Annotated in this window: 18 protein-coding genes, 1 tRNA gene and 1 pseudogene; 10 read left to right on the plus strand and 10 right to left on the minus strand. The window is 69.3% G+C overall.

Annotation, left to right across the window (positions count from 1 at the left end):
- Positions 1-142: 142 nt before the first annotated feature.
- The 4 genes from I2501_RS01690 (at position 143) to I2501_RS01705 (ending at position 4,737) form a co-directional block, all read left to right on the plus strand.
- The gene (locus I2501_RS01690; protein WP_196191938.1) at positions 143-769 is read left to right on the plus strand and encodes a thermostable hemolysin; all 627 of its coding nucleotides are present in this window, start codon (positions 143-145) and stop codon (positions 767-769) included.
- Between the two features lies 1 nt (position 770).
- Positions 771-2,372: an AMP-binding protein gene (locus tag I2501_RS01695; protein WP_196191939.1), complete on the plus strand. Its 1,602-nt coding sequence runs from the start codon at positions 771-773 to the stop codon at positions 2,370-2,372.
- A 105-nt stretch (positions 2,373-2,477) separates the two neighbouring features.
- Complete coding sequence (locus I2501_RS01700) at positions 2,478-3,377, plus strand: TauD/TfdA family dioxygenase (protein ID WP_328806151.1); 900 nt, start codon at positions 2,478-2,480, stop codon at positions 3,375-3,377.
- A 535-nt stretch (positions 3,378-3,912) separates the two neighbouring features.
- Positions 3,913-4,737: a lytic transglycosylase domain-containing protein gene (locus tag I2501_RS01705; protein WP_196191940.1), complete on the plus strand. Its 825-nt coding sequence runs from the start codon at positions 3,913-3,915 to the stop codon at positions 4,735-4,737.
- A gap of 132 nt (positions 4,738-4,869) precedes the next feature.
- Here I2501_RS01705 and I2501_RS01710 read toward each other — a convergent pair whose 3' ends face one another.
- The 3 genes from I2501_RS01710 to I2501_RS01720 form a co-directional block, all read right to left on the minus strand.
- Complete coding sequence (locus tag I2501_RS01710) at positions 4,870-6,546, minus strand: DEAD/DEAH box helicase (RefSeq protein ID WP_196191941.1); 1,677 nt, start codon at positions 6,544-6,546, stop codon at positions 4,870-4,872.
- A 135-nt stretch (positions 6,547-6,681) separates the two neighbouring features.
- Positions 6,682-6,755: transfer RNA gene (locus I2501_RS01715), tRNA-Met, on the minus strand.
- Between the two features lie 143 nt (positions 6,756-6,898).
- Positions 6,899-7,825 (minus strand): LysR family transcriptional regulator, encoded by a 927-nt coding sequence (locus I2501_RS01720; protein ID WP_196191942.1) that lies wholly within the window; start codon positions 7,823-7,825, stop codon positions 6,899-6,901.
- Between the two features lie 96 nt (positions 7,826-7,921).
- On the opposite strand from I2501_RS01720, the gene I2501_RS01725 reads away from it, so the two are divergent.
- Genes I2501_RS01725 through I2501_RS01735 form a run of 3 tightly spaced genes read left to right on the plus strand, consistent with a single transcriptional unit; the run spans position 7,922 to position 11,390 of the window.
- Positions 7,922-8,626 (plus strand): succinate dehydrogenase cytochrome b subunit, encoded by a 705-nt coding sequence (locus tag I2501_RS01725; protein ID WP_196191943.1) that lies wholly within the window; start codon positions 7,922-7,924, stop codon positions 8,624-8,626.
- Complete coding sequence (locus I2501_RS01730) at positions 8,626-10,629, plus strand: fumarate reductase/succinate dehydrogenase flavoprotein subunit (RefSeq protein WP_196191944.1); 2,004 nt, start codon at positions 8,626-8,628, stop codon at positions 10,627-10,629. Before I2501_RS01725 ends, I2501_RS01730 begins: the two co-directional genes overlap by 1 nt.
- Positions 10,626-11,390: a succinate dehydrogenase/fumarate reductase iron-sulfur subunit gene (locus I2501_RS01735; protein WP_196191945.1), complete on the plus strand. Its 765-nt coding sequence runs from the start codon at positions 10,626-10,628 to the stop codon at positions 11,388-11,390. Before I2501_RS01730 ends, I2501_RS01735 begins: the two co-directional genes overlap by 4 nt.
- A 32-nt stretch (positions 11,391-11,422) precedes the next feature.
- Here I2501_RS01735 and I2501_RS01740 read toward each other — a convergent pair whose 3' ends face one another.
- From I2501_RS01740 to I2501_RS01750, 3 genes are all read right to left on the minus strand, one after another.
- On the minus strand, positions 11,423-12,604 hold the full coding sequence (locus tag I2501_RS01740; RefSeq protein ID WP_196191946.1) for a methyltransferase domain-containing protein: 1,182 nt from the start codon (positions 12,602-12,604) through the stop codon (positions 11,423-11,425).
- Positions 12,605-12,754: a hypothetical protein gene (locus tag I2501_RS01745; RefSeq protein ID WP_196191947.1), complete on the minus strand. Its 150-nt coding sequence runs from the start codon at positions 12,752-12,754 to the stop codon at positions 12,605-12,607.
- Positions 12,755-13,080: 326 nt separating this feature from the next.
- Positions 13,081-13,317, minus strand: a complete 237-nt coding sequence (locus I2501_RS01750; RefSeq protein ID WP_196191948.1) for a hypothetical protein — start codon at positions 13,315-13,317, stop codon at positions 13,081-13,083.
- A 149-nt stretch (positions 13,318-13,466) separates the two neighbouring features.
- Between I2501_RS01750 and I2501_RS01755 the strand changes: the two genes are divergently transcribed.
- The 3 genes and pseudogenes from I2501_RS01755 to I2501_RS41040 all read left to right on the plus strand — a co-directional run bounded on the left by I2501_RS01755 (position 13,467) and on the right by I2501_RS41040 (position 16,064).
- Positions 13,467-13,787 carry a putative quinol monooxygenase gene (locus I2501_RS01755; RefSeq protein ID WP_196191949.1) on the plus strand — a complete coding sequence of 107 codons (321 nt, stop codon included), beginning with the start codon at positions 13,467-13,469 and terminating at the stop codon, positions 13,785-13,787.
- Complete coding sequence (locus I2501_RS01760) at positions 13,784-15,022, plus strand: helix-turn-helix domain-containing protein (RefSeq protein WP_196191950.1); 1,239 nt, start codon at positions 13,784-13,786, stop codon at positions 15,020-15,022. Before I2501_RS01755 ends, I2501_RS01760 begins: the two co-directional genes overlap by 4 nt.
- A 129-nt stretch (positions 15,023-15,151) precedes the next feature.
- Positions 15,152-16,064: pseudogene (locus tag I2501_RS41040) on the plus strand (winged helix-turn-helix domain-containing protein).
- Here I2501_RS41040 and I2501_RS01780 read toward each other — a convergent pair.
- From I2501_RS01780 to I2501_RS01795, 4 genes are all read right to left on the minus strand, one after another.
- Positions 16,042-16,770, minus strand: a complete 729-nt coding sequence (locus I2501_RS01780; RefSeq protein ID WP_196191952.1) for a hypothetical protein — start codon at positions 16,768-16,770, stop codon at positions 16,042-16,044. The pseudogene I2501_RS41040 and the gene I2501_RS01780 overlap by 23 nt on opposite strands.
- Before the next feature lie 530 nt (positions 16,771-17,300).
- Positions 17,301-17,723, minus strand: coding sequence for a hypothetical protein (locus tag I2501_RS01785; RefSeq protein WP_196191953.1), 423 nt, complete (start codon positions 17,721-17,723; stop codon positions 17,301-17,303).
- Between the two features lie 185 nt (positions 17,724-17,908).
- The gene (locus tag I2501_RS01790; protein WP_196192314.1) at positions 17,909-18,835 is read right to left on the minus strand and encodes an NADP-dependent oxidoreductase; all 927 of its coding nucleotides are present in this window, start codon (positions 18,833-18,835) and stop codon (positions 17,909-17,911) included.
- 352 nt (positions 18,836-19,187) lie between these two features.
- Positions 19,188-19,874, minus strand: coding sequence for a hypothetical protein (locus I2501_RS01795; protein ID WP_196191954.1), 687 nt, complete (start codon positions 19,872-19,874; stop codon positions 19,188-19,190).
- Positions 19,875-21,670: the final 1,796 nt, after the last annotated feature.

Consider the following 21,670-nt stretch of genomic DNA (forward strand, 5'->3'; position numbering starts at 1 on the left):
CCCACCCGGTCCGCCACTTCGGCCACCAGCCTGACGGTGCTCGAAGTTCCGCGCGTGGAAGGCGTTTTCGACGTCCCCATCCGTAATCCGACTGCGCACAACCCGTAAGTCCGCCAGGTCCACGCTCAGGAAGGGAACTCCCGTGCATCTTGAGGTAGCACGACGCGACACCAGAGCCTGGCGAGCAGGTGTCCGGCTCGCACAGCGCACGTACCAGGACCAGTTCGACGCCCGGATCTCCCCGGCCCCCGACGCCGCGCTGATCCTCAGCGAGCAGGACCCGCGCGCCCTCGGCCCGGACGACGAACTCGACGGCGCGGTCGCCGGGTTGACCTTCGCCAACGAGGGGCCGCTCTTCGCCGAGCACTACCTGGACGTCCCGATCGAGACCGCGCTCGCGCCCTTCGCGGGCGAGGAGCTGTCCCGCTCGCAGATCGTCGAGGTCGGCCCGCTCGCCTCCAGCACCACCGGCGCCGGTGGCCGACTGGTCTCGCTGCTCGGGGCGATGTGCTGGTGCCAGGGCGCCAAGGCGGCGGTGTTCACCGTCACCCGGCCGCTGCACGTGATGCTGCGACGCTCGGGCATCCGCACCGAGGTGATCTGCAACGCCACCGAGGCCCGGCTGCCCGCCGAGCTGCGGGGCGACTGGGGCCGTTACTACGCCCTGGAGCCGGTGACCGTGTACACCGACGTGAACCAGCACATGGGGGAGGCGCTGTCCCTGCTGTCGGGTCAGTCCCCGCTGGTCGGCACCGCCGGGAGGGCCTGAGATGCGCAGCGTGGAAGCAGGGCTGAACAACCCGGAGTGGCAGGACCGGGTGCTGGTCGAGGTCGCCGACCCGACCGACGGACGAGTCGTCAGTTCCCGTACCTACGGCGAGATCCGCGCCGCCCGGGACCGGTTCGCCGCCCGGCTGCGCCGGTGGGTCGCGCCCGGCACGCCGGTCGGCCTGGTCGCGGGCAACACCCCCGAGTGGGTCGTCGCCGACCTGGCGCTGCTGACCGCCGAGGCGGTCGAGGTGCCCGTCCCGCTGGCGTTCTCCGCCGAACAGGCCGGCTCGCTGCTCGCCGGGACGGCGGTGTGCCTGGTGGACGAGCAGGGCGCGCGCCGCCTCGTCGAGTGGGGCCTGGACGCCGGCCGGGTGCTGCTGCACATCAGCGACGACGTCGCTGACGGCGGAAGCGGTGAGAACACCGACGGTGGCGCTGACACGGACGCCGATGCTGACGCCCACATCGTCGGCGAGCCGTTGCAGGGTCGCGCGGCGGACGTCGTGAAGATCATCCACACCTCCGGCACCACCGGTGCGCCCAAGGGCGTGCTGATCCGTCGCTCCGGCATCGAAGCGCTGCAGGAGTCGCTGCACGGCATGCTCCCCACCGGCGCGCTCGACCGCTACCTCTCGATGGTGCCGTTCAGCCTGCTGATCGAGCAGGTCGCCGCCGTCTACATGCCGATCACCGTCGGCGGGACGCTGCGGCTGCTGGCGCCCGAGGCCGCGCTGCTCGGCACGGCCGGGTCGCGGGTGGAGGACGCCCTCCAGTGGCTGCGCGTGATGGGGCTGAGCGCGGCGGTGCTGCCGCCGGTCGTGGTCTCCGCGCTGGCCAAGGTCGCCGGTCAGGCGGTCGCGGCCGGACGCGAGCCGGTCCAGGAGCTGTTCGGCTCCGCGACCGCGCCGCTGCTGATGGCGGGCGGCGCTCCCGTCGCCACCGAGGCGCTGGAGTCGCTCGCGGCGCTGGGCATCGAGGTGCTGGAGGGCTACGGCCTGTCCGAGAACACCTCCGTCGTCGCCTGGAACCGGCCCGGCGACGTGGTCCCCGGCACCGTCGGCAGGCCGCTGCCGCACTGCGAGGTGCGGATCGGCGAGGACAGCGAGCTGCTGGTCAAGTCGGCCTCGCTCTTCGCCGGTTACACCGTCGAGGACCCGACCAGCCGCCCGCTGGACGACGACGGCTGGCTGCACACCGGCGACCGCGCGGAGCTGGACCCGGACGGACGGCTGCGCATCCTCGGACGCCTGAAGAACATGATCATCACGGGATTCGGCCGCAACATCTCGCCCGAGTGGGTGGAGGGCCGACTGCGCTCCTGCCCGGCGGTGCGCGAGGCCGTGGTCTTCGGCGACGGCCTGGAGCACCTGGTCGCGCTCGTCCTCACCGACGGGACCCTCTCCGACGACCAGGTGCACGCCGAGGTCGCCGCGTACTCCGCGCAGGCGCTGGCCGAGACGGACCAGCCGAGCCGGACGATCGTGCTGCGCGACGAACCCGCCCTGCGCGCACGCTACTTCACCGTCACCGGCCGGCCGCGCCGCGACCTGCTCTTCAGCGAGCAGGTGCAGCCGCACCTCGCTCTCGCCGCAGCCCACTGACACCCCTCTGCGCCGCAGCGTCGCTCTCCTTCTTACTCCTACTCGCTTACCGCTACTCCGCTGCTTCTCGGCACTGCTGAATTTCCCTGGAAAGGAAAAGGTCCTGTGACCACTGCCTCCCTCCCGATCCACCGGTCCCGCCTCGGGGACGGCACCGGAGCGCTCATCACGCCGTCCGACAGCACCGTCAGACTGATCGACATCGCCCCCGTGCTTCTGGACGAACTCCGCGAGGCGGGCCACCTGCTACTGCGCGGCTTCGCGCCCAGCGTCGAGGACTTCAACGAGCTGGTGCAGAAGTGCAGCGCCAAGGTCACCCTCGACCCCGCGCGCACCTTCCACGGTGACGTCGCGCAGCTGGTGGACTCCGGCACCGACTCCATCGGCCTGCACATCGAGAACGGCGCCACCCCGTACCCGCCCGACCTGCTGTGGTTCCACTGCGTCACCGCCGCGGCCTCCGGCTCGCAGACCACCGTCTGCGACGGTCGCCGGGTGTGGGAGCAGCTGGACGAGCCGACCCGGCAGCTCTTCCTCGACAACCCCGTCGTCTTCGCGCGCTCGGTGTCCGAGACGCAGTGGCGGCAGTTCACCGCCTTCAGCCTGGGCGGCGGCCGCAAGCCGGAGGAGGTGACCCTCGACGACCTGCGGTTCCTGGCCGACCAGGGCAACGCCACCGTCACCGAGCGCGAGGACGGCTCGGTCCACTACGCGTTCCAGACCCACGCCGCCCACCCGAGCAAGTGGTCCGAGCAGATCACCTGGGCCAACAGCATCTTCGGCCCCTCCTACAACTACGAGACCCCGGAGATCCGCTTCGAGCACGCGGCCATCCCGCGCGAGGTGCTGGACGAGCTCGCCCGGATCACCGAGGAGGTCACCGAGGAGATCGCGTGGCAGGACGGCGACGTCGTCCTCATCGACAACTCCCGGGTGATGCACGGCCGCCGGCCGATCACCGACACCCGCCGCACCATCGTCAACGCCCAGAGCTTCGCGGCCTGAGCGGACCCCGATCCGACCGGCCCACGGAGCGAGATCTCCTTATATCGGGCGAAACAGACGTATCCGGGCAAATAACTAAAACACCATCAAGTCCCCACCCCACGACGCCGTTTCGACCGGGTTGCCGCACTGCGCGGTGCCTGATCGGAGCGGCGTCGCTGCGCTCCGTAGACAAATGAGACGCAGGTCACGGCCGTCTTGTGGCGTGGCGCACTTTACCGGCGGTACGGCTTGCTCCACTTGTGAAGGCCGTGTGAGAGTGCGTGAAGCAGGCCAGGCAGAGAGCCTGCTGGAGCACGGCGACCGGCGCGACGAGCGCCGACCTGTCAAAACGCCGATGTGCTCCTCTGCTCGGTCGGGCCGGTCCCGATTCCGCCGGGCGCATATCCAGCCAGCGACGCCGGTGCGGCGAACGTCTGGTTCCGTGCGCCTTCGGCCAGGGCAGATCCGTCGACATCGGAGTGTCATGCCTTCCCACGCCCGTCTTCCCCACGCCCGTCGTTACCTTGTGCAGGTCAACCAGCGTCTCTCGGCGATGAGCCTGAACAAGCGCATCACCGCCGGTGTCGGTGCAGCCGTGCTGCTGACCGGTGCCGCGACCGGGACCGCCGTCGCCCTGACCGGCAGCTCCAGCCCGAGCCACACGGCCGCCGCCTCCTCCAGCGCCGTCGCCGCCGCCCGGCCGTCCGCGGACACCGCGAACCGCTCCGAGCAGCGCGCCCCGCTGGCCAACGCGTCCGCCGACGCCGCCAAGGCAAAGGCTGCTGCCGAGGCCAAGGCGAAGGCCGCCGCTGACGCCGCCGCCAAGGCCAAGGCTCAGGCCGCCGCCCAGGCGCAGGCCCAGGCCCAGGCCGCTGCCAAGGCAAAGGCCGAGGCCGCCGCGAAGGCTCAGGCCGCCGCCCAGGCGCAGGCCCAGGCTCAGGCGCAGGCCGCTGCTCAGGCCCAGGCCCAGGCTCAGGCCGCTGCCGCCGCCAAGGCGAAGGCCGCCGCTGCGGCTGCCGCCGCCCAGGCCGCCGCGACCCCGGTCTACGCGAACAACCTCAGCGGTTGGATCGCGCAGGCCCAGGCCATCCTCCAGGCCGACGGCGACCAGGTCCCGACCGCGGACGCGATCAGCGCGCGTGCGATGACCGAGTCCTCCGGCAACCCGAACGCCCAGAACAACTGGGACTCGAACGCCGCGGCCGGCACGCCGTCCATGGGTCTGATGCAGACGATCCAGTCGACGTTCGACACCTACGCGCTGCCGGGTCACACGGACATCTGGAACCCGGTCGACAACATCGTCGCCGCGGTCCGCTACGCGAACGCCACCTACGGCTCGTTCATGAACATCGCGTACGGTTCGAGCGGCTACTGATCAGCCGCAGCGTTCCCACGCACGTCGCCCCCCGTACCAGGTGCAGGTACGGGGGGCGACGTGTGTCGGTCGGTGCCCGGGGCGAGGCCCAGGTTCAGGGATTGCCCTCAGGCTCAGGCGTTGCCCTCAGGCTCAGGCGCCCTCGGTCGTCCGCGGTCCCTGCGGGCGACGGCGGCGCTGGTCCGGGCGGCCGGAGGCGGCGGTACGGGTTCCGGACTGCTCGCCGCGCTCACCGCGTGTGGCGCGCTGCGGACGGTCCGTGCGCTCAGTACGCTCCGTGCGCTCCACGCGCTCGCCGCGCTGCTCGGTCCGCTGCGGCCGTCCGTTGCGCTGAGGACGCTCGCCGTTGCGTGCGGCCTTCGGCCCGGCAGCCCGCGACGCGCCGGACCTCGACGCCGCAGGCTTCGACGCGGCCGGCGGGGTCGGCGTCGGGAGGGTGACCGGGACGCCCGACGGGCGGCGCGCTCCGGTGATCCGGACGAGCTCCGGGTCGCCGGGGCGGACCCGGTCGTTGTTCGGGCGGATGCCCGCATCGGTCATGAGCTTGGCCGTGTCGCGCCGCTCGTGCGACAGCACCAGGGTGACCACGGTCCCGGACGCGCCCGCGCGGGCGGTGCGACCGCCTCGGTGCAGGTAGTCCTTCGGGTCGGTCGGCGGGTCGACGTTGACGACCAGGTCGAGGTCGTCGACGTGGATGCCGCGCGCCGCGACGTTCGTGGCGATCAGCGCGGTGACCTGGCCCTGCTTGAACTGCTCAAGCACCCGGTTGCGCTGCGGCTGCGTCTTGCCGCCGTGCAGCGCCGCGGCGAGCACGCCGTTGGCGAGCAGGTCCTTGGCCAGGCGGTCGGTGGCGCGCTTGGTGTCGACGAACATGATCACGCGTCCCTCGCGGGCCGCTATCTCGCGGGTGACCTCGCGCTTGTCCTGGTCGGTCACATAGAGCACGTGGTGCTCCATGCTGGTGACCGCCCCGGCGCTCGGGTCGACCGAGTGCGCGACCGGGTCGTTCAGGAAGCGGCGGACCAGGCGGTCGACGTTCTGGTCGAGCGTCGCGGAGAAGAGCAGTCGCTGCCCGTCCGGGCGGACCTGCTCCAGCAGGGCGGTGACCTGCGGCAGGAAGCCCATGTCGGCCATCTGGTCGGCCTCGTCCAGCACCGTGATCTCGACGCGGCCGAGCTGGACGTCGCCGCGGTCGAGCAGGTCGCGCAGTCGGCCGGGCGTGGCGATCAGCACGTCGACGCCGCGCTTCAGCTCAGCGGCCTGGCGGCCGATCGGCAGGCCGCCGACGACGGTGGCGAGCCGCAGGTTCACGGCGGTCGCGTAGGGGGTGAGCGCGGTCTGGACCTGCTGGGCCAGCTCGCGGGTCGGGACCAGGACCAGCGCCAGCGGGGCCTTGATCTCCGCGCGGCGACCGGCCAGCCGGCCGAGCACGGCGAGGCCGAAAGCGAGGGTCTTGCCGGAGCCCGTGCGGCCACGGCCCAGGACGTCGCGTCCGGCCAGCGCGTTGGGCAGCGTCGCCGCCTGGATCGGGAAGGGCTCGGTCACGCCCTGCTTGACCAGGGTCGACTGCAGCCCGCGAGGCAGCTCGGCCTCGGCGAAGGTCGCCACCGGCGGCAGCCCCGGGGTCTGCGGCGCGGCCACCTCGAACTCGCCGTTCACGGTCACGCCCTGACGCTTCGTCGGGCGGCGCTTCGGCGGGCCGTAGGACGTGCCGCCCCGCTGCCCGCCGCCGTCGGCGTTGGCACGCTGCTGGACACCGCGCTTGCGTCCGTTCCGTCCGCCCCGCGCGTCCTGTTCAGCCTGGGACATCGGCCGACCGAAACGGGTCGTAGAACGCTGGTCGCTCGACCGGTTGGTGCGGTGGTTCACAGACGGACCTTCCACAAGAAGTCACAAAAAAGGCTCCGTGGGCCCGGCCTTCCGGCCGAGCCCACGGAGCCGTAGTAGCGGGGGCAGGATTTGAACCTACGACCTCTGGGTTATGAGCCCAGCGAGCTACCGAGCTGCTCCACCCCGCGTCGGTACCTTGAACGTTAACAGAGTTCGGCCGCCGATGTCGGATGCGGCCCTGTGACGACGCCCACCTGCCCCTCCCCGCACCCCTGTGCTGCGGGCCGGAACAGGCGTTTTGCCGTCCAGGCGGCAGCTCCCGTTGTGTGGTTCAGGCCGGGCGCGTTCCCGGAGGAAGCGTCCCGGTCCTGGCGGCCTCGTCCAGATACTGCGTCAGCACGCTGCGCAGCTCGCGCGCGGCGCGCGGCGGCTGCACGTCCTTGCGGTGGGCGAGCCCGATCGTTCGGCGCAGTCCCGGCGAGGCGAAGGGGGTGACCCGGAGCGGTCGGCGCGCGGCCACCATGCTGGGCAGCACGGCCGCGCCCAGACCCGCCTCGACCATGCCGAGCACCGCGTCCATCTCGCCGCCCTCGACGGCGAAATGCGGCTCGAAGCCCTCGGCCCGGCAGGCGGCCATGGTGAACTCGCGCAGGTCGTAGCCGTGGCGGAACATCACCAGTGGCTGGTCGCGCAGCCCACCGATCCCGATGGCCGCATCGGCCGTCGGCGGCGGGGCCTCCGGCGCGGTGGCCACCACGAGTTCCTCGCTGAGCAGTTCGGTGGTGGCGAGGGCCGGGTCGTGCCGTTGCAGCGGGAGGATGATCAGGGCCAGGTCGAGGCTGCCGGTGGCGAGGTGTCCGACCAGGTCGCGGGAGCCGCCCTCCTCGATCTGCAGGCGGATCCCCGGGTGCTCCCGGCGGTAGGCGCGCAGCACGCGGGGCAGGAGCCCGGTGCACAGGCTCGGCGTCGCGCCGAGGCGCACCCGGCCGCTACGTAGACCGGCCACCTCCTGCACCTCGATCCGGGCACTCTCGGCGTCGGCGACGATCCGTCGTGCCAGCGGCAGGAGCGCCTCGCCCGCGTCAGTGAGGGTGATGTTGCCGCGCGCGCGGTGGAACAGGTCCGAGCCCAACTCCTTTTCCAGCGCCCGGATCTGCTGCGACAACGACGGCTGCGCGACGTGCACCTGCTGCGCCGCGCGGGAGAAGTGGCGCGCGTCCGCGACGGCCAGGAAGTAGACGAGCTGCTGGAGCTGCATGGTTCGCAAGCCTACCTTCATGATAGGCATTGCCTATCGAAACGACCAAGATCATGTCTTGGACCTTTCGACGTGGCGAACCTAGCGTTCTTGTCCATGGCAGTCGCGATTCGGACGGCGTCGCCGTCGACCCTACGGACACTGTGGTCCTCCACCATCGGCAAGAAGGCCGTGATGGCGGTGACCGGCGTGGTCATGCTCCTGTTCCTCGTCGTCCACATGCTCGGCAATCTGAAGATCTTCTTCGGCGCCACGGAGTTCGACGCGTACGCGGCCTGGCTGCGCACCATCGGCGAGCCGGTCCTGCACAACTCCTGGTACCTGTGGATCCAGCGCACGGCGCTCGTGGTGTGCGTCGTGCTCCACGCGGTCTCCGCGTACCAGCTGAGCCGCCGGGACGTCGCCGCGCGCAAGCAGCGCTACGTCCACAGCGCACCGGCAGGACCGTCCTTCGCGACCCGCACCATGCGGTGGGGCGGGGTGATCATCGGCCTGTTCCTGGTGTGGCACATCCTCGACCTCACCACCGGGACGCTGAACCCGCTGGGCGAGGCGGGCCACCCGTACGAGAACGTCGTCGCCGACTTCCGCAACTGGTGGGCGGACGTCATCTACCTCGTCGCGATGGCGGCGCTCGGACTGCACATCCGCCACGGGTTCTGGAGCGCCGCACAGACCCTGGGCGCCAACGGCCCCCGTAGCGGCCCGGTCTTCAGGACCGTCAGCTGGGTCCTCGCCCTTGTCCTCTTCGCGGGCTTCGTCACCGTGCCCGTCGCCGTCATGACCGGAGCCGTGCACTGATGACCGAGCACCCTGAGAACGCCGAGCACCCCGAGCACCCCGAGCACGCCAAGGGCGCCCGCTACACCGACTACTCCGTCGGCGCGCCCGTCGCTGACACCCGCGCGCCGGGCGGGCCCATCGAGGAGCGCTGGAACACCCGCCGCTTCGAGGCCAAGCTGGTCAACCCCGCCAACCGCCGCAAGCACACCGTGATCGTGGTCGGCACCGGCCTGGCCGGGGGTTCCGCCGGAGCCACCCTCGCCGAACAGGGCTACCACGTCGTCCAGTTCTGCTACCAGGACTCCCCACGTCGCGCTCACTCCATCGCCGCCCAGGGCGGCATCAACGCGGCGAAGAACTACCGCAACGACGGCGACAGCGTCCACCGGCTCTTCTACGACACCGTCAAGGGCGGCGACTTCCGCGCCCGTGAGTCCAACGTCCACCGCCTGGCCGAGGTCTCCGTGCAGATCATCGACCAGTGCGTGGCCCAAGGCGTCCCGTTCGCCCGCGAGTACGGCGGACTGCTCGACACCCGCTCCTTCGGCGGCGTCCAGGTGCAGCGCACCTTCTACGCGCGCGGCCAGACCGGTCAGCAGCTGCTGCTCGGCGCTTACCAGGCGCTGTCGCGGCAGATCGCCGCGGGCAACGTGGAGATGCACGCGCGCACCGAGATGCTCGACCTGCTCGTCGTCGACGGCCGCGCCCGAGGCATCGTCGCCCGCGACCTGATCACCGGCAAGGTCTCCAGCTACTTCGCGGACGCGGTCGTCCTCGCCTCCGGCGGCTACGGCAACGTCTTCCATCTCTCCACCAACGCCAAGAACTCCAACGCCACGGCCGTCTGGCGCGCGCACCGGCGGGGCGCGTACTTCGCCAACCCCTGCTTCACCCAGATCCACCCCACCTGCATCCCGCGCTCCGGCGACCACCAGTCCAAGCTCACGCTGATGAGCGAGTCGCTGCGCAACGACGGCCGGATCTGGGTGCCGAAGCAGGCGGGCGACAGCCGCAGCCCCGACCGGATCCCTGAGGACGAGCGCGACTACTACCTGGAGCGCCTGTACCCGTCCTTCGGCAACCTGGTGCCGCGTGACATCGCGTCGCGCGCCGCCAAGAACGTCTGCGACGAGGGCCGCGGCGTCGGTCCCGGCGGGCTCGGCGTCTACCTCGACTTCGCCGACGCGATCCGGCGGATGGGCAGGCAGGCCGTCGCCGAGAAGTACGGCAACCTCTTCGAGATGTACCAGCGGATCACCGGCGAGGACCCCTACCAGGTCCCCATGCGGATCTATCCGGCGATCCACTACACGATGGGCGGCCTCTGGGTCGACTACGACCTGCAGACCACCGTCCCCGGCCTGTTCGCCATCGGCGAGGCCAACTTCACCGACCACGGCGCCAACCGCCTGGGCGCGTCCGCGCTGATGCAGGGCCTGGCCGACGGCTACTTCGTCCTGCCGACCACGCTCAACGACTACCTCGCCCGCAACGCCGGCCTGGCGCCGGTCGCCGAGGACCATCCCGAGGTCGCCCCGGTGGTCCGCGAGACCAGCGAGCGGCTGGACCGGCTGCTCGCCAACGACGGTGACCGCAGCCCCGACTCGTTCCACCGCGAGATCGGCGAACTTCTCTGGGAGTTCTGCGGCATGGCCCGCGACGACGCCGGACTCCGCAAGGCACTCGCCCGGATCCCTGAGCTCCGTGAGGAGTTCTGGCGCCGGATCAAGGTGCCGGGCGTGGGCGACGAGCTCAACCAGTCCCTGGAGAAGGCCAACCGCGTCGTCGACTACCTCGAACTCGCCGAACTGCTCTGCCTGGACGCGCTGCACCGCACGGAGTCCTGCGGCGGGCACTTCCGCACCGAGTCGCAGACCCCCGACGGCGAGGCCGCCCGCGACGACGACGCCTTCTCCTACGCCGCCGCCTGGGAGTTCGCCGGCACCGGCCACGCCCCCGTCCTGCACAAGGAAGACCTCGTCTTCGAGTACGTCCACCCCACCCAGCGGAGCTACACGTGAACCTCACCCTGCGGATCTGGCGTCAGCGCAACGCGGACGCCCCCGGCGCCATGGTCACCTACCAGGTCCAGGACGTCTCACCGGACATGTCGTTCCTGGAGATGCTCGACGTCCTCAACGAGGACCTGATCCAGCGCGGCGAGGAGCCGGTCGCCTTCGACCACGACTGCCGCGAGGGCATCTGCGGCATGTGCTCGCTGGTCATCAACGGCGAGGCACACGGCCCGGAGCGCGCCACGACGACCTGTCAGCTGCACATGCGGCACTTCTCCGACGGCCAGACCGTCGACATCGAACCCTGGCGGGCCACGGCCTTCCCGGTCGTCAAGGACCTGGTCGTGGACCGCTCCGCGTTCGACCGGATCATCCAGTCCGGCGGCTACATCACCGCCCCGACCGGCTCCGCACCCGAGGCCCACTCCACGCTCGTCCCCAAGCCGGACGCGGACCTGGCCTTCGAGCACGCCGAGTGCATCGGCTGCGGCGCGTGCGTGGCCGCCTGCCCCAACGGTTCGGCGATGCTCTTCACCAGCGCCAAGATCACCCAACTCAGCGTCCTGCCGCAGGGCGCGCCGGAGCGCGAGAGCCGCGTCCTCGACATGGTCGGCGCGATGGACGCCGAGGGCTTCGGCGGCTGTACCAACACCGGCGCCTGCACCACGGCCTGCCCCAAGGGCATCCCGCTGACCAGCATCGCCACCCTCAACCGCGAGTTCCTCCGCGCGGCAAGGAGCAACCCTGGCGCGGCGCACCGGCGCTGAGGGCTCTCCCGGATCGGTGCTGGTGCCTCCGGTCAGGCGGTGAGGGTGTTCGCAGGGTCGTCGAGCCACGGCGTGACCGTCGTCGACTCCCGGGTCGCCGTCACCGTCAGGCCGAACCGGTCTGCGCTCGGCTCCCCGCGCTGCGCCCACCAGTGGTAGGCCGCCTCCACCTCGTCCCACAGGCGGCGCGGGCCGAACTGGACGACCGCGTACGTGCTGCGGCCCTTCTCGTAGTCCGCGGTGGCCCACGAGCCCGTCCCGTCGGTCGAGTACAACCACAGCGTGTACGCGCCGTCGTCATACCGCTCCGCGCGCCAGAACGCGCCGGGCACGCGTAGCCCGATCACGAACTGCGCCAACCACGAGCCCGTCGCGGCCGGGGAGAGGTCGGTCTCTGTGGCGGTGCCACCGGCTGGCCACGGAACTCCGTGCAGGTACGCGTCTACCAGCGGTCGCTCGGTGCGCTGCTGACGCAGCCGCATGAACGCGGAGGAGCGGGTGAAGCGGCCGGAGGCGGCGCCGTCGTCGCCGACGACCAGGCGCACGATGTTTTCGCCGCCGTACTCGGTGCCGTAGGGGGCGACGATGACGCCGCCGGGGCGCGTCTGCTCGATCCACGCGGGCGGCAGCGTGCCGATCGAGCAGGTGGCGATGACCCTGTCGAAGGGCGCCCCGAGGGGGTGACCGGCGCGGCCGTCGCCGACCAGCAGCGTCGGGCTGTATCCGGCACTGGTCAGGGCCGCCCGCGCGTCGCGCGCCACCTGGGCGTCGTACTCGATCGACGTCACGTTGGCGTCGCCGAGACGGTGAGCCAGCAGGGCGCAGTTCCATCCGGTGCCGGTGCCGATCTCCAGCACCCTCATGCCCGCGTCCGCGTCGAGGTCGGCGAGCATGGAGAACACCATGGTCGGCATGGAGCTGGACGACGTCGGCGCGGTGCCCAGTCCGTCGCCCTGGTGGTTGCCGTCGTCCCATTGCGTGGTCAGCGGAATGTCGGAGTAGACGGCCTCCAGCCACGCCTGCGGATCGACGTTGCGGTGGACGAGGGGGTTCTGGCGGGTGCCGTCGGCGACACCGGGCCAGATCCGGTCAGGCACGAACTCCTCCCGGGGTACGGCCTGGTAGGAGGGCAGCCAGTCCGTGGTGAGCGAGCCGCTGGCCATGAGCGCGGAGGCGAGCCGCGGCGGACCCGCCTCGTTTCGCGTGTCGGTCACTTACTTCCCGTCCGCCGGGCCGGAACCGTCGGAGGTGTTGCCGCCCTCGTCGGAGCCGCCGCCCCCATGGCCCGCGCCGCTGTTGCTGTCGTCCTGCTGGCTGCCACCCGTCCCGCTGCCCGAGCCGCCTCCGTGCCTGCCGTCACTCATGATGGTGCCTCCTTCGGTTGGATGATGCGCTGTTGGTGCGGCCTCCCCGTCGTGGGGGAGGAGTTGTTGCGAGCGGCGCGAGCCGCGTAGCCCCTACCGGCCTGCGCGCCTGCCGCGCGGGCCGGAGCATCGAGGGCATGTGCAGGGAGGAAAGGCGAGGGTGTAAGGGGCGTCGCCGAGGGCGCCGCTTGCCTCCTGGTGCGATACCTCGCTCCACTCGCCGGCTTGGTCCTGGCTCAGCACGCGGAGGGTCATCCTCGGACTCGTCACCGCCTTTTCGTCGATCGTGGGGAGGCGGGCGACCGTCCACTCGGCCGGGGCGGGTGTCACACCAGTCCCGCTGCCCGGGGCTTACGCCGTCCTTCGCCGATCTGCCACAGGACCAGAGCGCGGCGCGCGACCCGCCCGGTGCCGGGTTCGCGGATTACGCGCTGCTCGGCGTCGGTGTCCGCATCGAGCCGCACCTGCTCGCCGGTTTTCCAGTTCTTCAGCGTCGCCGTCGCCGTCGGCGCTACCGCGACCAAGACAGTCGCGGAGTTCAGGTCGATCGTGAAGGAAGGCATGCCCCAACTCCCTTAGTCGGCCCAACTTCTGATGTCGGATAGCAGCTTAACTGCGAAGGTACTCGCAGAAAAACTGCGAGTCAAGCAAAACTGCGAGTAGCAGGAAAGCTGTGGATCTGAGAGCCTGGCTGTGACTACAAGGAGGCTTCATGAGCAGCGGCTTTGGTCTGGTTGTTCGCTTCGAGCTGCGCGATGCCGAGGCAGGGTTCGCGTTCGACAAGCTCGTTGCACAGACCGCCGAAGGCATCAAGAAGCACGAGCCCGGCACCCTCGTCTACGTCGTGCACTCCGTGCCGGATGAGCCGAACGTCCGCGTCTTCTACGAGCTGTATGCGGACCGGGCCGCGTTCGACGCCCACGAGAAGCAGCCCCACACCCTGCACTTCCTCGCGGAGCGCGAGCAGTACATCCGCGGCCTTGAGGTCACGTTCCTGCAAGCCGAAGGCGGCAAGGGGCCGATGCCGGCATGAGCAAGCAGGATCAGGTCTTCGGCTCCCGAGTCGCCGCGTTCCGCAAGGAACGGGGCATGAGCCAGGCGGAGCTCGCGGCAGAGATCGGACGCACCGCCAGCTGGTTGTCCCAGGTCGAACGCGGCATCCAGCCCGTGAATCGACTCGACGTTCTCCGTCTACTGGCGGACGCACTCGGCGTTTCTCAGGCAACCCTTCGCCCGGACCTGCCCGAGTCGGACGTGCCGTCCGCCGGGGAAGCGAATGAGATCAAGCCGAACGATCTGGACCAGGCGCGGTTGCTGCTGTCGGGCCACCCTGCACTGGAGGCGCTGCTAACGGACCAGGACGCGGCGAACCGTGCGAGCCTCTCTGAGCTGCGGTCCGCCGTTGATCGGGTCTGGGAGCTCACGCACGCGGACAAGTTCGCCGAACTCAGCAGCACGCTCGGCCCCCTCGTTCCGAGGCTCGAACGCGCCGTTCGGACCGCGCCAGCCGAGGAGCGAGCCGAGCTCTCCCAGTTGCTTGGTCGGACATACGCGGCGCTTGCGGCTGCTTTCGTGCGCCAAGGTGAGCCGGACGCCGCGTGGGTCGCAGCCGATCGGTCCATCAGGGCCGCCGAGCAGTCCGGCCAACCGCTTCAGGTCTGTGCCGGTATCTACCGCTTGGCTCAGGCGTTCGTGCGCCTGAAGAGGCTCGACCAGGCAGAGCACGCCGCGACCACCGCGGCCGACGCCCTTGCCCAGTACGTCTCAACCCACGATGACCCTGAAGCCCTCTCTGTTCTCGGAGCCTTGCACCTGCAGCTTGCGACGGTGCACGCGAAGGCCGGTGACCGCGCACGCACCCGCGAAGAGATTCAGCGGGCTCGGGAGGTTGCGCGCCGCCTCGGTGAAGACCGGAATGACTTCAACCTGGAGTTCGGGCCGACGAACGTCGAGATCCAGGCCGTTTCCAGTGCCGTCGAGCTCGGGGATGCCGGCGAAGCGATCGACCTCGGTGAAGGGATCGACGCTACGGGCCTGTCTGTCGAACGCCAGGCCCGGTTGCTCATGGACCTTGGGCGAGCGTACTCCCAGCGGCGGCAGCCCGGCGAAGCCCTCGGCTACCTCCTGAAGGCTGAGGAGCTGGCACCGGAGATGATCAGCAGTCACATTGCCTCGCGAGACACGATCCGCGAACTGATGTTGGTGGCCGGCCGGTCGGCGTCCCCAGAGCTCCGGGGACTTGCGGAGCGCGCTGACGCGAAGCCGTGACCAGTCCGCTGCACTCCGTGCCCGTGGCGGGCGTCGTTATTCGTGGCGATGCCCGCATCTTGGCTATCAAGCCGCGGACAATATTCACGACGCGCTGCGCGCTGGTTTGCCCCCAGGTCCAGGCACACGATGAGCGAGAGATCCTCAGCTAATAGATATTCGCAGGGTGGTGGCTTGACCGATTCCGAGAGGGGCGGGCGAGAGCAGGTCCGGCTCCAGGCTGTGGCTTGCTTCGAGCGCGGGGAGAAGAACCGGGAGATCGCTGCTGCCCTACGTGTCTCGGAGCGTTCCGTGGAGCGCTGGCGGCGCCAGTGGCGCGAAGAGGGCCTGGCCGGGGTCGCATCGAAAGGCTCACCCGGTCGCCCTCGACTGTCGGATACACAGATAGCCAAGCTGGAACGGGAGTTGGAGCGCGGCCCGCTGGCGCATGGGTGAGCCGATCAGCGGTGGACGCTGGCCCGGGTGAAGACGTTGATCGGCCGTCTGTTTCATGTCTCGTACACCGTGGAGGGCACGTGGCTGGTGCGGCGACAGGGCTGGTCCTGGCAGCAACCCGCCCGGCGCGCGATCGAACGCGGCGACGACGCGGTGGAGCTGTGGGGAGCGGTCCCGGCTGATCTACGCGATTCGCGCGTACGAGGACCGCAAGGACGAACGGAAGGGCTTCGGCTGGAAGGACTACCGCGAACTGGTCATCCGCGCCCGGATACAGCTCGGCGGCCCGATCGTTCTGGTGTGGGACAACCTGCGCACTCACCTGGCCACGCCGTTGCGGGAGTTCTTCAAGGCCAACTCCGACTGGCTCACCGTGTTTCAGTTACCGACGTACGCGCACGACCTCAACCCGCAGGAGGGCATCTGGCCGCTGGTCAAACACGACATCGGCAACCTCGCCGCCGCCGACCTCAGCCAGATCACCCGCGCGGTGAAACGCAAGCTCAATATGCTTCAGTACCGGCCGGAGGTCATCGACGGCTGCCTGGCCGGCACCGGCCGGACCCTCTCAGGACGGCACACCCCTACTGGGAGCCGTAGGTCTTGATACTCACCGCGGCGCCGTTGGAGTACTGGGCCACGGCCCGAGCGGCTGCGCCCGTGACCTGAACGGTGGCCTTGCCGTGTGCGGCTAGTGCGACCAGACCGCCGATCGGGACCACGACTACCGCCTGCTGTGTCTGATTGGCTGGGGGCTGGTCGTAGACCAGGTAGACGAGTCGGACGGAGACCGGGTAGGAGTCGGGGTTGGACACGCTGACGGCACTGAAGTCGCTGAACTTGCTCACCGGGCGGCCGTGCGCGTCCAGGGCCTGAGCCGGGTCGTAGTCTCCGGCCTGTGTTCGCGCCAGGGTGATGCTGCGGACAGTGACGCGCACGTTCGCCACCTGGTGCTCTCCGGTCCCGGAGAAACGAAGGATGTCCAGGCCCGCACTACCGTAGGGAACGACCAAGTTGCCGCGGTCGCTTCCGTAGACCGTGGTGACCTTGACCTGCGGCAGGACCCTCCCGCGGGCATCCAGCGCGGTGAAGGCCAGGACCGGGACCACCGATTGGTCGAAGCTGTTGCTGATGTCAAGTACCTGATCGATGTAGTCGTTCTTCGGCGGGAAGCCCTTGTAGGAGAACGTCAGGTCCCCGGCGCTCGGCTCAGGTGTCGGGGCCTGCGCGGGCTGCGCCGCGGCGGTTGTCGCGGGGGTTGCCGTCGGCGCAGCCGCCAGGGGCCCGCAGCCGGCCAGGAGCACGGCCGCCATGGCGGCTCCGAACCCCAGATACCGCCTGCGTATGTCGCTCTCGCCCACGCGGTCCTACCTCTGTGATCGTCAAGCTCGTTTGTATCGGCGGAGCTTAGCGCACGCACAGCGTGGGGCTCTTTGGGTTCGGATCATGTGGTTGTGGGGTCGAACATCGGCTTCACCTTGGCGAACGCCAGCTCCGGCACCATCCGTCCGCTCAACCACGGGACATCCCCGTCGTCGATCGTGATCGCCCCCAGAGGCTCCTGCCCACGCTGCACCCGCCAGACCTCACCACTACGATCCGCCAGCACTCCGTGCCCAACTGTGAACAGGCGCCCTGTCCACCGGCACTGTCCCAGAACCCACCGACAACGCCCGAGGGAAGCGATCACCCAGCAGACGGGAAGCGATCTTCGGATCGCCGCAGACGGCCAGGCCACCCCCACTCAAGAACACCCCCATAGGTGGAGCGGCGCGTGAGGCCATCCAGCTCCCCGACGTCACTCATTCAAGCCAGTAGCCAACCGGGCGGTGGGTCGGACCCGTTAGACCTCCTGGCGCTTTGCTGTCTTTGAGCCGAGTTGGTTACGCAGGTGGCGCGGCACAAGGAACTGCGGTCGGTTGAACGACACGATCGAGAACGCCAGCCACCCGCTCGTCGGCAGCCCCAGGATGGCCAGCCAGAGGAGCAGGTTCGCCCACAACGGTCCCGGAGAGGGGGTGCCGGACGGGTCGTTGTTGATCACGATTCCGGCGGCGAGAAACAAGATGCCAAGCAACCACTGGAAGACACCCATCGGAACGAGAGCACGCCGCACGCCCTGCCACACGGCCTCTCTGAACATCGGGTTCGACCGGGCCGCCCATTTCGGTGGGGTCTGGTTGCGCCAGACTTTCAGGCCCGCGCGGATCGTCGCGGTGCCCCACGCGGCGAGGAACAGCGCAAACAGGGCAAGAAAATAGACCATCAGAACCTCGTCAGTTACATGGGAAGCCGCTGTGTCGATCGCGGCACGCAGTTTCGCAGCCGACGTAGGCTAGCGCGGAAAAATGCGTAGCGTACCGCCACATGGGGCTCCAGCGTCCGACACCCCGCTCTCTACGTGATTTCTGCGCTGGAGCCCAGGTGGCAGTGCTGCCATGGTCAGCCGGACTACTGACTAACCGTCAGAAGAATTTTCCCTTGGACGTGACCTTGGTCCATGGCAGCGTGGGCGCTCGCGGCATCGGCGAGGTCGAATGTGGCCTCGACGTGGGGGCGGAGCCTCCCGGCGTCAGCGAGTTCTGCGATTCGCTCCAGGGCGACGTAGTCCGGCTCGACGGAGGTGACGACGAGCCGCACGCCGCGCGCCTCGGCCGCGGTGGCAAGCTCGTCTCCGTCTTCGAGGATGCTGACGAGCGCGCCGCCTGCCCGCAACACGCTCAACGAGCGCTCGCCTTGGGCGGTCGAGTCGAAGACGACGTCCATGTCCTGCACCGCGTCGGCGAAGTCGACAGTCCGGTAGTCGACCAGCTCGTCCGCCCCGAGCCCCCGCAGGAAGCCGTGTCGCACCGCGCTCGCCACCGCGGTGACATGGCAACCATGTGCCTTGGCTATCTGCACCGCCAGGTGCCCCACCCCGCCGGCCGCACGCAGAATCAGCACCCGGTCACCGGGCTTGATCCGGGCCCGATCGACCAACCCCTGCCACGCGGTCAGCGCGGCCAACGGCAGAGCAGCGGCTTGTACGTGGCTGAGTGACGCCGGTTTTCGGGCCAGTTGCCGGGAGGGTGCCGCGACATATTCCGCGTAGGCGTTTGCTGCGCGCGGGAAGAACGGCATGCCGTACACCTCGTCGCCGACGGCGAAGCGGGCGCCCGGCCCGGCCTCCGCCACCACCCCGGAGAGATCCCAACCCACACCGAACGGCGGTTCGCCCAGCAGTGGGTATTCCCCCGACCTGACCACCGCGTCCACGGGGTTCACCCCACAGGCACGCACGCGGATGAGTACCTCGCCCGGGAGGAGGCTTGGTCGGTCGGTGTCCACCACCTCCAGAACCTCCGGCCCTCCGAACGACTTCTGCATGACCGCACGCATCAACATGCGTCGTCCCCCCATACGTACTGGTCGACGTGCGGCACGTTCCGCGCCGACGCTGGCGATCATATGCACCACCACCGACACGGCGCAGCGGCGCTGACCGCCTACCGACGCAGGCCCCCCGAACTACGGTCGTCGGAATTCCGTCGACCAGGAAGCGTGCCGTGTCCCAGAAAAGCACCCCGACCATCGTCCTCGTCCGAGATGGTGATCACAGCCATCAGCAACATTCTGCTCCTGCGTGACTGCGGCGCATCCGCTCCCGGACCACGTCCGTCGCGCCGTCGACAGGGCATGGCGACGGGCGGATTCGGCCGGCTGACCCGGGAGGGATGCAGAGGCCCTGGCGCTACATCAGGTCGCTGATCACCGGGTGCTCCGGCGAGGCAGGGCAGGAGAAGATGCGCATGGTCTCGTTCCTGCCGAGTCGCACACCCGATGGCGACTGACGTCGCAGGCGGCTGTCCACGTGGCCGTCGAGTGACCCGGCCGGAGCCCAGCTGGCCGTGCCGCCGTCCCACTCGCTGCTGGCCACCGCCGCGACGAACCGCATCTCGGTGCCGCATGAGTGGCACTGCACCGGTCCGAAGTAGCCCTGATAGTTCCACGGCTCGTGACCGCCGAGCTTCCAACCCGGAGCGGTGGAGAGCTCCCAGTGGAATCGGGGTTCGTAGTCTTCCGGGTCGTCGGTGATGTCGCCGAAGGTGGCCATCTCCCACGCGTCGACCCGCTCCTCGAACTCCTCGCCCAGAGCGCCGGGGTGCGGGTACTCGGTGACCGGCTCCGGACGAAGCAGACATGGCGATGGCAAGTAGCCCGGCTCTCCGACGACCAGGGGCTCGGGCGGAACCGACAAGCATTCGGAGAGACTGCGGCTGTCGCGGTAGCAGACCTGAACGAACGGTCCGGCGATCCCGTTGTAGGGCACCGTGGCGTCGTCGTAGTAGTGCTGGAACGGACACCACAGGACCTGCAGAACATCCGTCCCCGGCGGAAAGCCCTCATACCAGGGCACGTCGTGCGCGAACACCTGCATCACCGGAAGCATGGGCCACGTGGTGTCCGCAGGGATCTCATCCCAGGCGATCTCACCAACGTGAGCGAACCCCGTCTCGGACCGCTCGCCACGGACGTCACCGGGTCGATGCGGCGGACGGTGCTTGAGATGGTCACCTTCCGGGCAGGTCGGCCAGGCCTCATCAGCCGGCCAAGCCAGTCGGCCACCGATCGAACTCTCGTGAGGGCCTGGGTGAGCTGGCACGGGGTGCAACCGGATCGCTGTCCTTGCGTGACCAGCAAGCTCAGGAAAGACCGAGAGGATGTCCAACGGACGCGGCGGAGTCACTGGAGCGTTCATCAATGCCGCCTCTTTCGTTGCAGGGTGGTCTGACGGCCAGCTCGGCCTTCAGAGCGATGGATCCCTCGGTCACGCGCCGCATCGTATGATCCTTGCCCCACTCAAGGCAGCCCGGGGCTCCATCCCGCGCTTGCAGATCCACACGTCTTGGAAATTACTCCGTAGACACCCACATCGGATGGACCGCCCGCCCCACGCTTTTCCCGCCCTGGTCCATCCCCGGACTGCAACTCACCCTTTGCGTCACTGAGTTCAGACCGAGCGTCGGACCTACTGAGCAACAACCTTCTCTACGGCTTCAAGGGCCCACGCCGCTTGCGCGGCGCGGCCCTACGTCGTCCTCGCTGGCCTTCCCGCGGATGGCTGCCCCGGTCCCGTCCGGCCCGATCGGTACCCTCTCCCCGGTCGCTCCCGCATGCCCGTAGTCCACCAACCGCAGGGGACGGGAAGGGCAGGCAATCGACGCGGGACGATCTCCTCAGCAGTCACCACGGATTCACGGCAGAGCAATAACTGATCGGCGACCTCACGGTCTGGACATTCACACTGCTACGCGGGCGTCGGCCATATCGCCGACGCCCGCTCGCACTCGTGTCTTCGCCCTGTGCGGGCGACACCGGCGATGGCCTCCCCTCGGGCAGAGAAGGACAACGGGGGGATCAACAGTCCGGGACTGCATGGCTGAGCTCACCGAAGATTCGCTTCAAGCACCCACCGTCGGAACGGGTACGAGGTGCGTCCGGGGCACCGGTCGGACCGGGGCGGGGACCGGCGCGGCCTTTGCTGGGAGGCGCTCAGCGACCGCGCGACCCGTCTCCGCGAGCACAGCTCCCTTCTCCTCAGCGGCAACCATCAACGCCGGCGAGGCGGACGCAATGGGGCTCCGCTTCAAACCCCGGCCCTTCTCAAGGAGGGTCCAAAGCGATCGGGAGAACGTGCAGGAGAGTGGGAGCAGGGGTGGTGGGGTGCGGCGGAGGAACCCACGTCTGTCAGTTCATGCCTGATCCTGCGGTTCATTCTGGCCAAGCTGGGTTGTGGAGCCGAAAGGTCATGAAACCCGTTGAAACGCTCTCAAGCACGATTCAGGTCGGCGACCAAGGGCCTTGCGAGCATCCTGGCGGGTGGACGAGTGAGACAAAGCCGCAGGTCCGATGCCCAGATCTATGGTTGCGGGATTCGGCTGGCCCCAGAGTGGCGGTCGTGCTAGCTGAATGTAGACGGTAGAACGAAGCGCAGCGCTGAGGTGGCCGGATTGGCTGCTAGCTTCCATATACGAGAAGCGCCCCTGCCGGGAGGACTGGAGAGCGAAGCGCGGGCGTGTTGGTCCGTCGCCGATAGCGGGCCTGATCGAGCGTGGCGTACGACACATTTCGCAGATGGACGCGCCCCACATCTGATTAAACGCCAATATGCCTGCAAAGCTGGGAAGTTGGATTTTCTGCAACTTGCTTCAAATCCCAACTCGCTTGCTGCAC

This window comes from Streptacidiphilus fuscans (assembly GCF_015690355.1).
GTDB lineage: Bacteria > Actinomycetota > Actinomycetes > Streptomycetales > Streptomycetaceae > Streptacidiphilus > Streptacidiphilus fuscans.

Excerpts from the sequence above, each read along its gene's own strand:
- I2501_RS01795 (WP_196191954.1), bottom strand. The coding sequence starts at position 19,874 with ATGCAGGTGTTCGCGCACGACGTGCCCTGGTATGAGGGCTTTCCGCCG.
- I2501_RS01695 (WP_196191939.1), top strand. The coding sequence starts at position 771 with ATGCGCAGCGTGGAAGCAGGGCTGAACAACCCGGAGTGGCAGGACCGG.
- I2501_RS01750 (WP_196191948.1), bottom strand. The coding sequence starts at position 13,317 with ATGCCTTCCTTCACGATCGACCTGAACTCCGCGACTGTCTTGGTCGCG.
- I2501_RS01725 (WP_196191943.1), top strand. The coding sequence starts at position 7,922 with ATGGCAGTCGCGATTCGGACGGCGTCGCCGTCGACCCTACGGACACTG.
- I2501_RS01780 (WP_196191952.1), bottom strand. The coding sequence starts at position 16,770 with ATGGCGGCCGTGCTCCTGGCCGGCTGCGGGCCCCTGGCGGCTGCGCCG.
- I2501_RS01785 (WP_196191953.1), bottom strand. The coding sequence starts at position 17,723 with ATGGTCTATTTTCTTGCCCTGTTTGCGCTGTTCCTCGCCGCGTGGGGC.
- I2501_RS01710 (WP_196191941.1), bottom strand. The coding sequence starts at position 6,546 with ATGTCCCAGGCTGAACAGGACGCGCGGGGCGGACGGAACGGACGCAAG.
- I2501_RS01745 (WP_196191947.1), bottom strand. The coding sequence starts at position 12,754 with ATGAGTGACGGCAGGCACGGAGGCGGCTCGGGCAGCGGGACGGGTGGC.
- I2501_RS01730 (WP_196191944.1), top strand. The coding sequence starts at position 8,626 with ATGACCGAGCACCCTGAGAACGCCGAGCACCCCGAGCACCCCGAGCAC.
- I2501_RS01755 (WP_196191949.1), top strand. The coding sequence starts at position 13,467 with ATGAGCAGCGGCTTTGGTCTGGTTGTTCGCTTCGAGCTGCGCGATGCC.
- I2501_RS01705 (WP_196191940.1), top strand. The coding sequence starts at position 3,913 with ATGAGCCTGAACAAGCGCATCACCGCCGGTGTCGGTGCAGCCGTGCTG.
- I2501_RS01790 (WP_196192314.1), bottom strand. The coding sequence starts at position 18,835 with ATGCGTGCGGTCATGCAGAAGTCGTTCGGAGGGCCGGAGGTTCTGGAG.
- I2501_RS01760 (WP_196191950.1), top strand. The coding sequence starts at position 13,784 with ATGAGCAAGCAGGATCAGGTCTTCGGCTCCCGAGTCGCCGCGTTCCGC.
- I2501_RS01720 (WP_196191942.1), bottom strand. The coding sequence starts at position 7,825 with ATGCAGCTCCAGCAGCTCGTCTACTTCCTGGCCGTCGCGGACGCGCGC.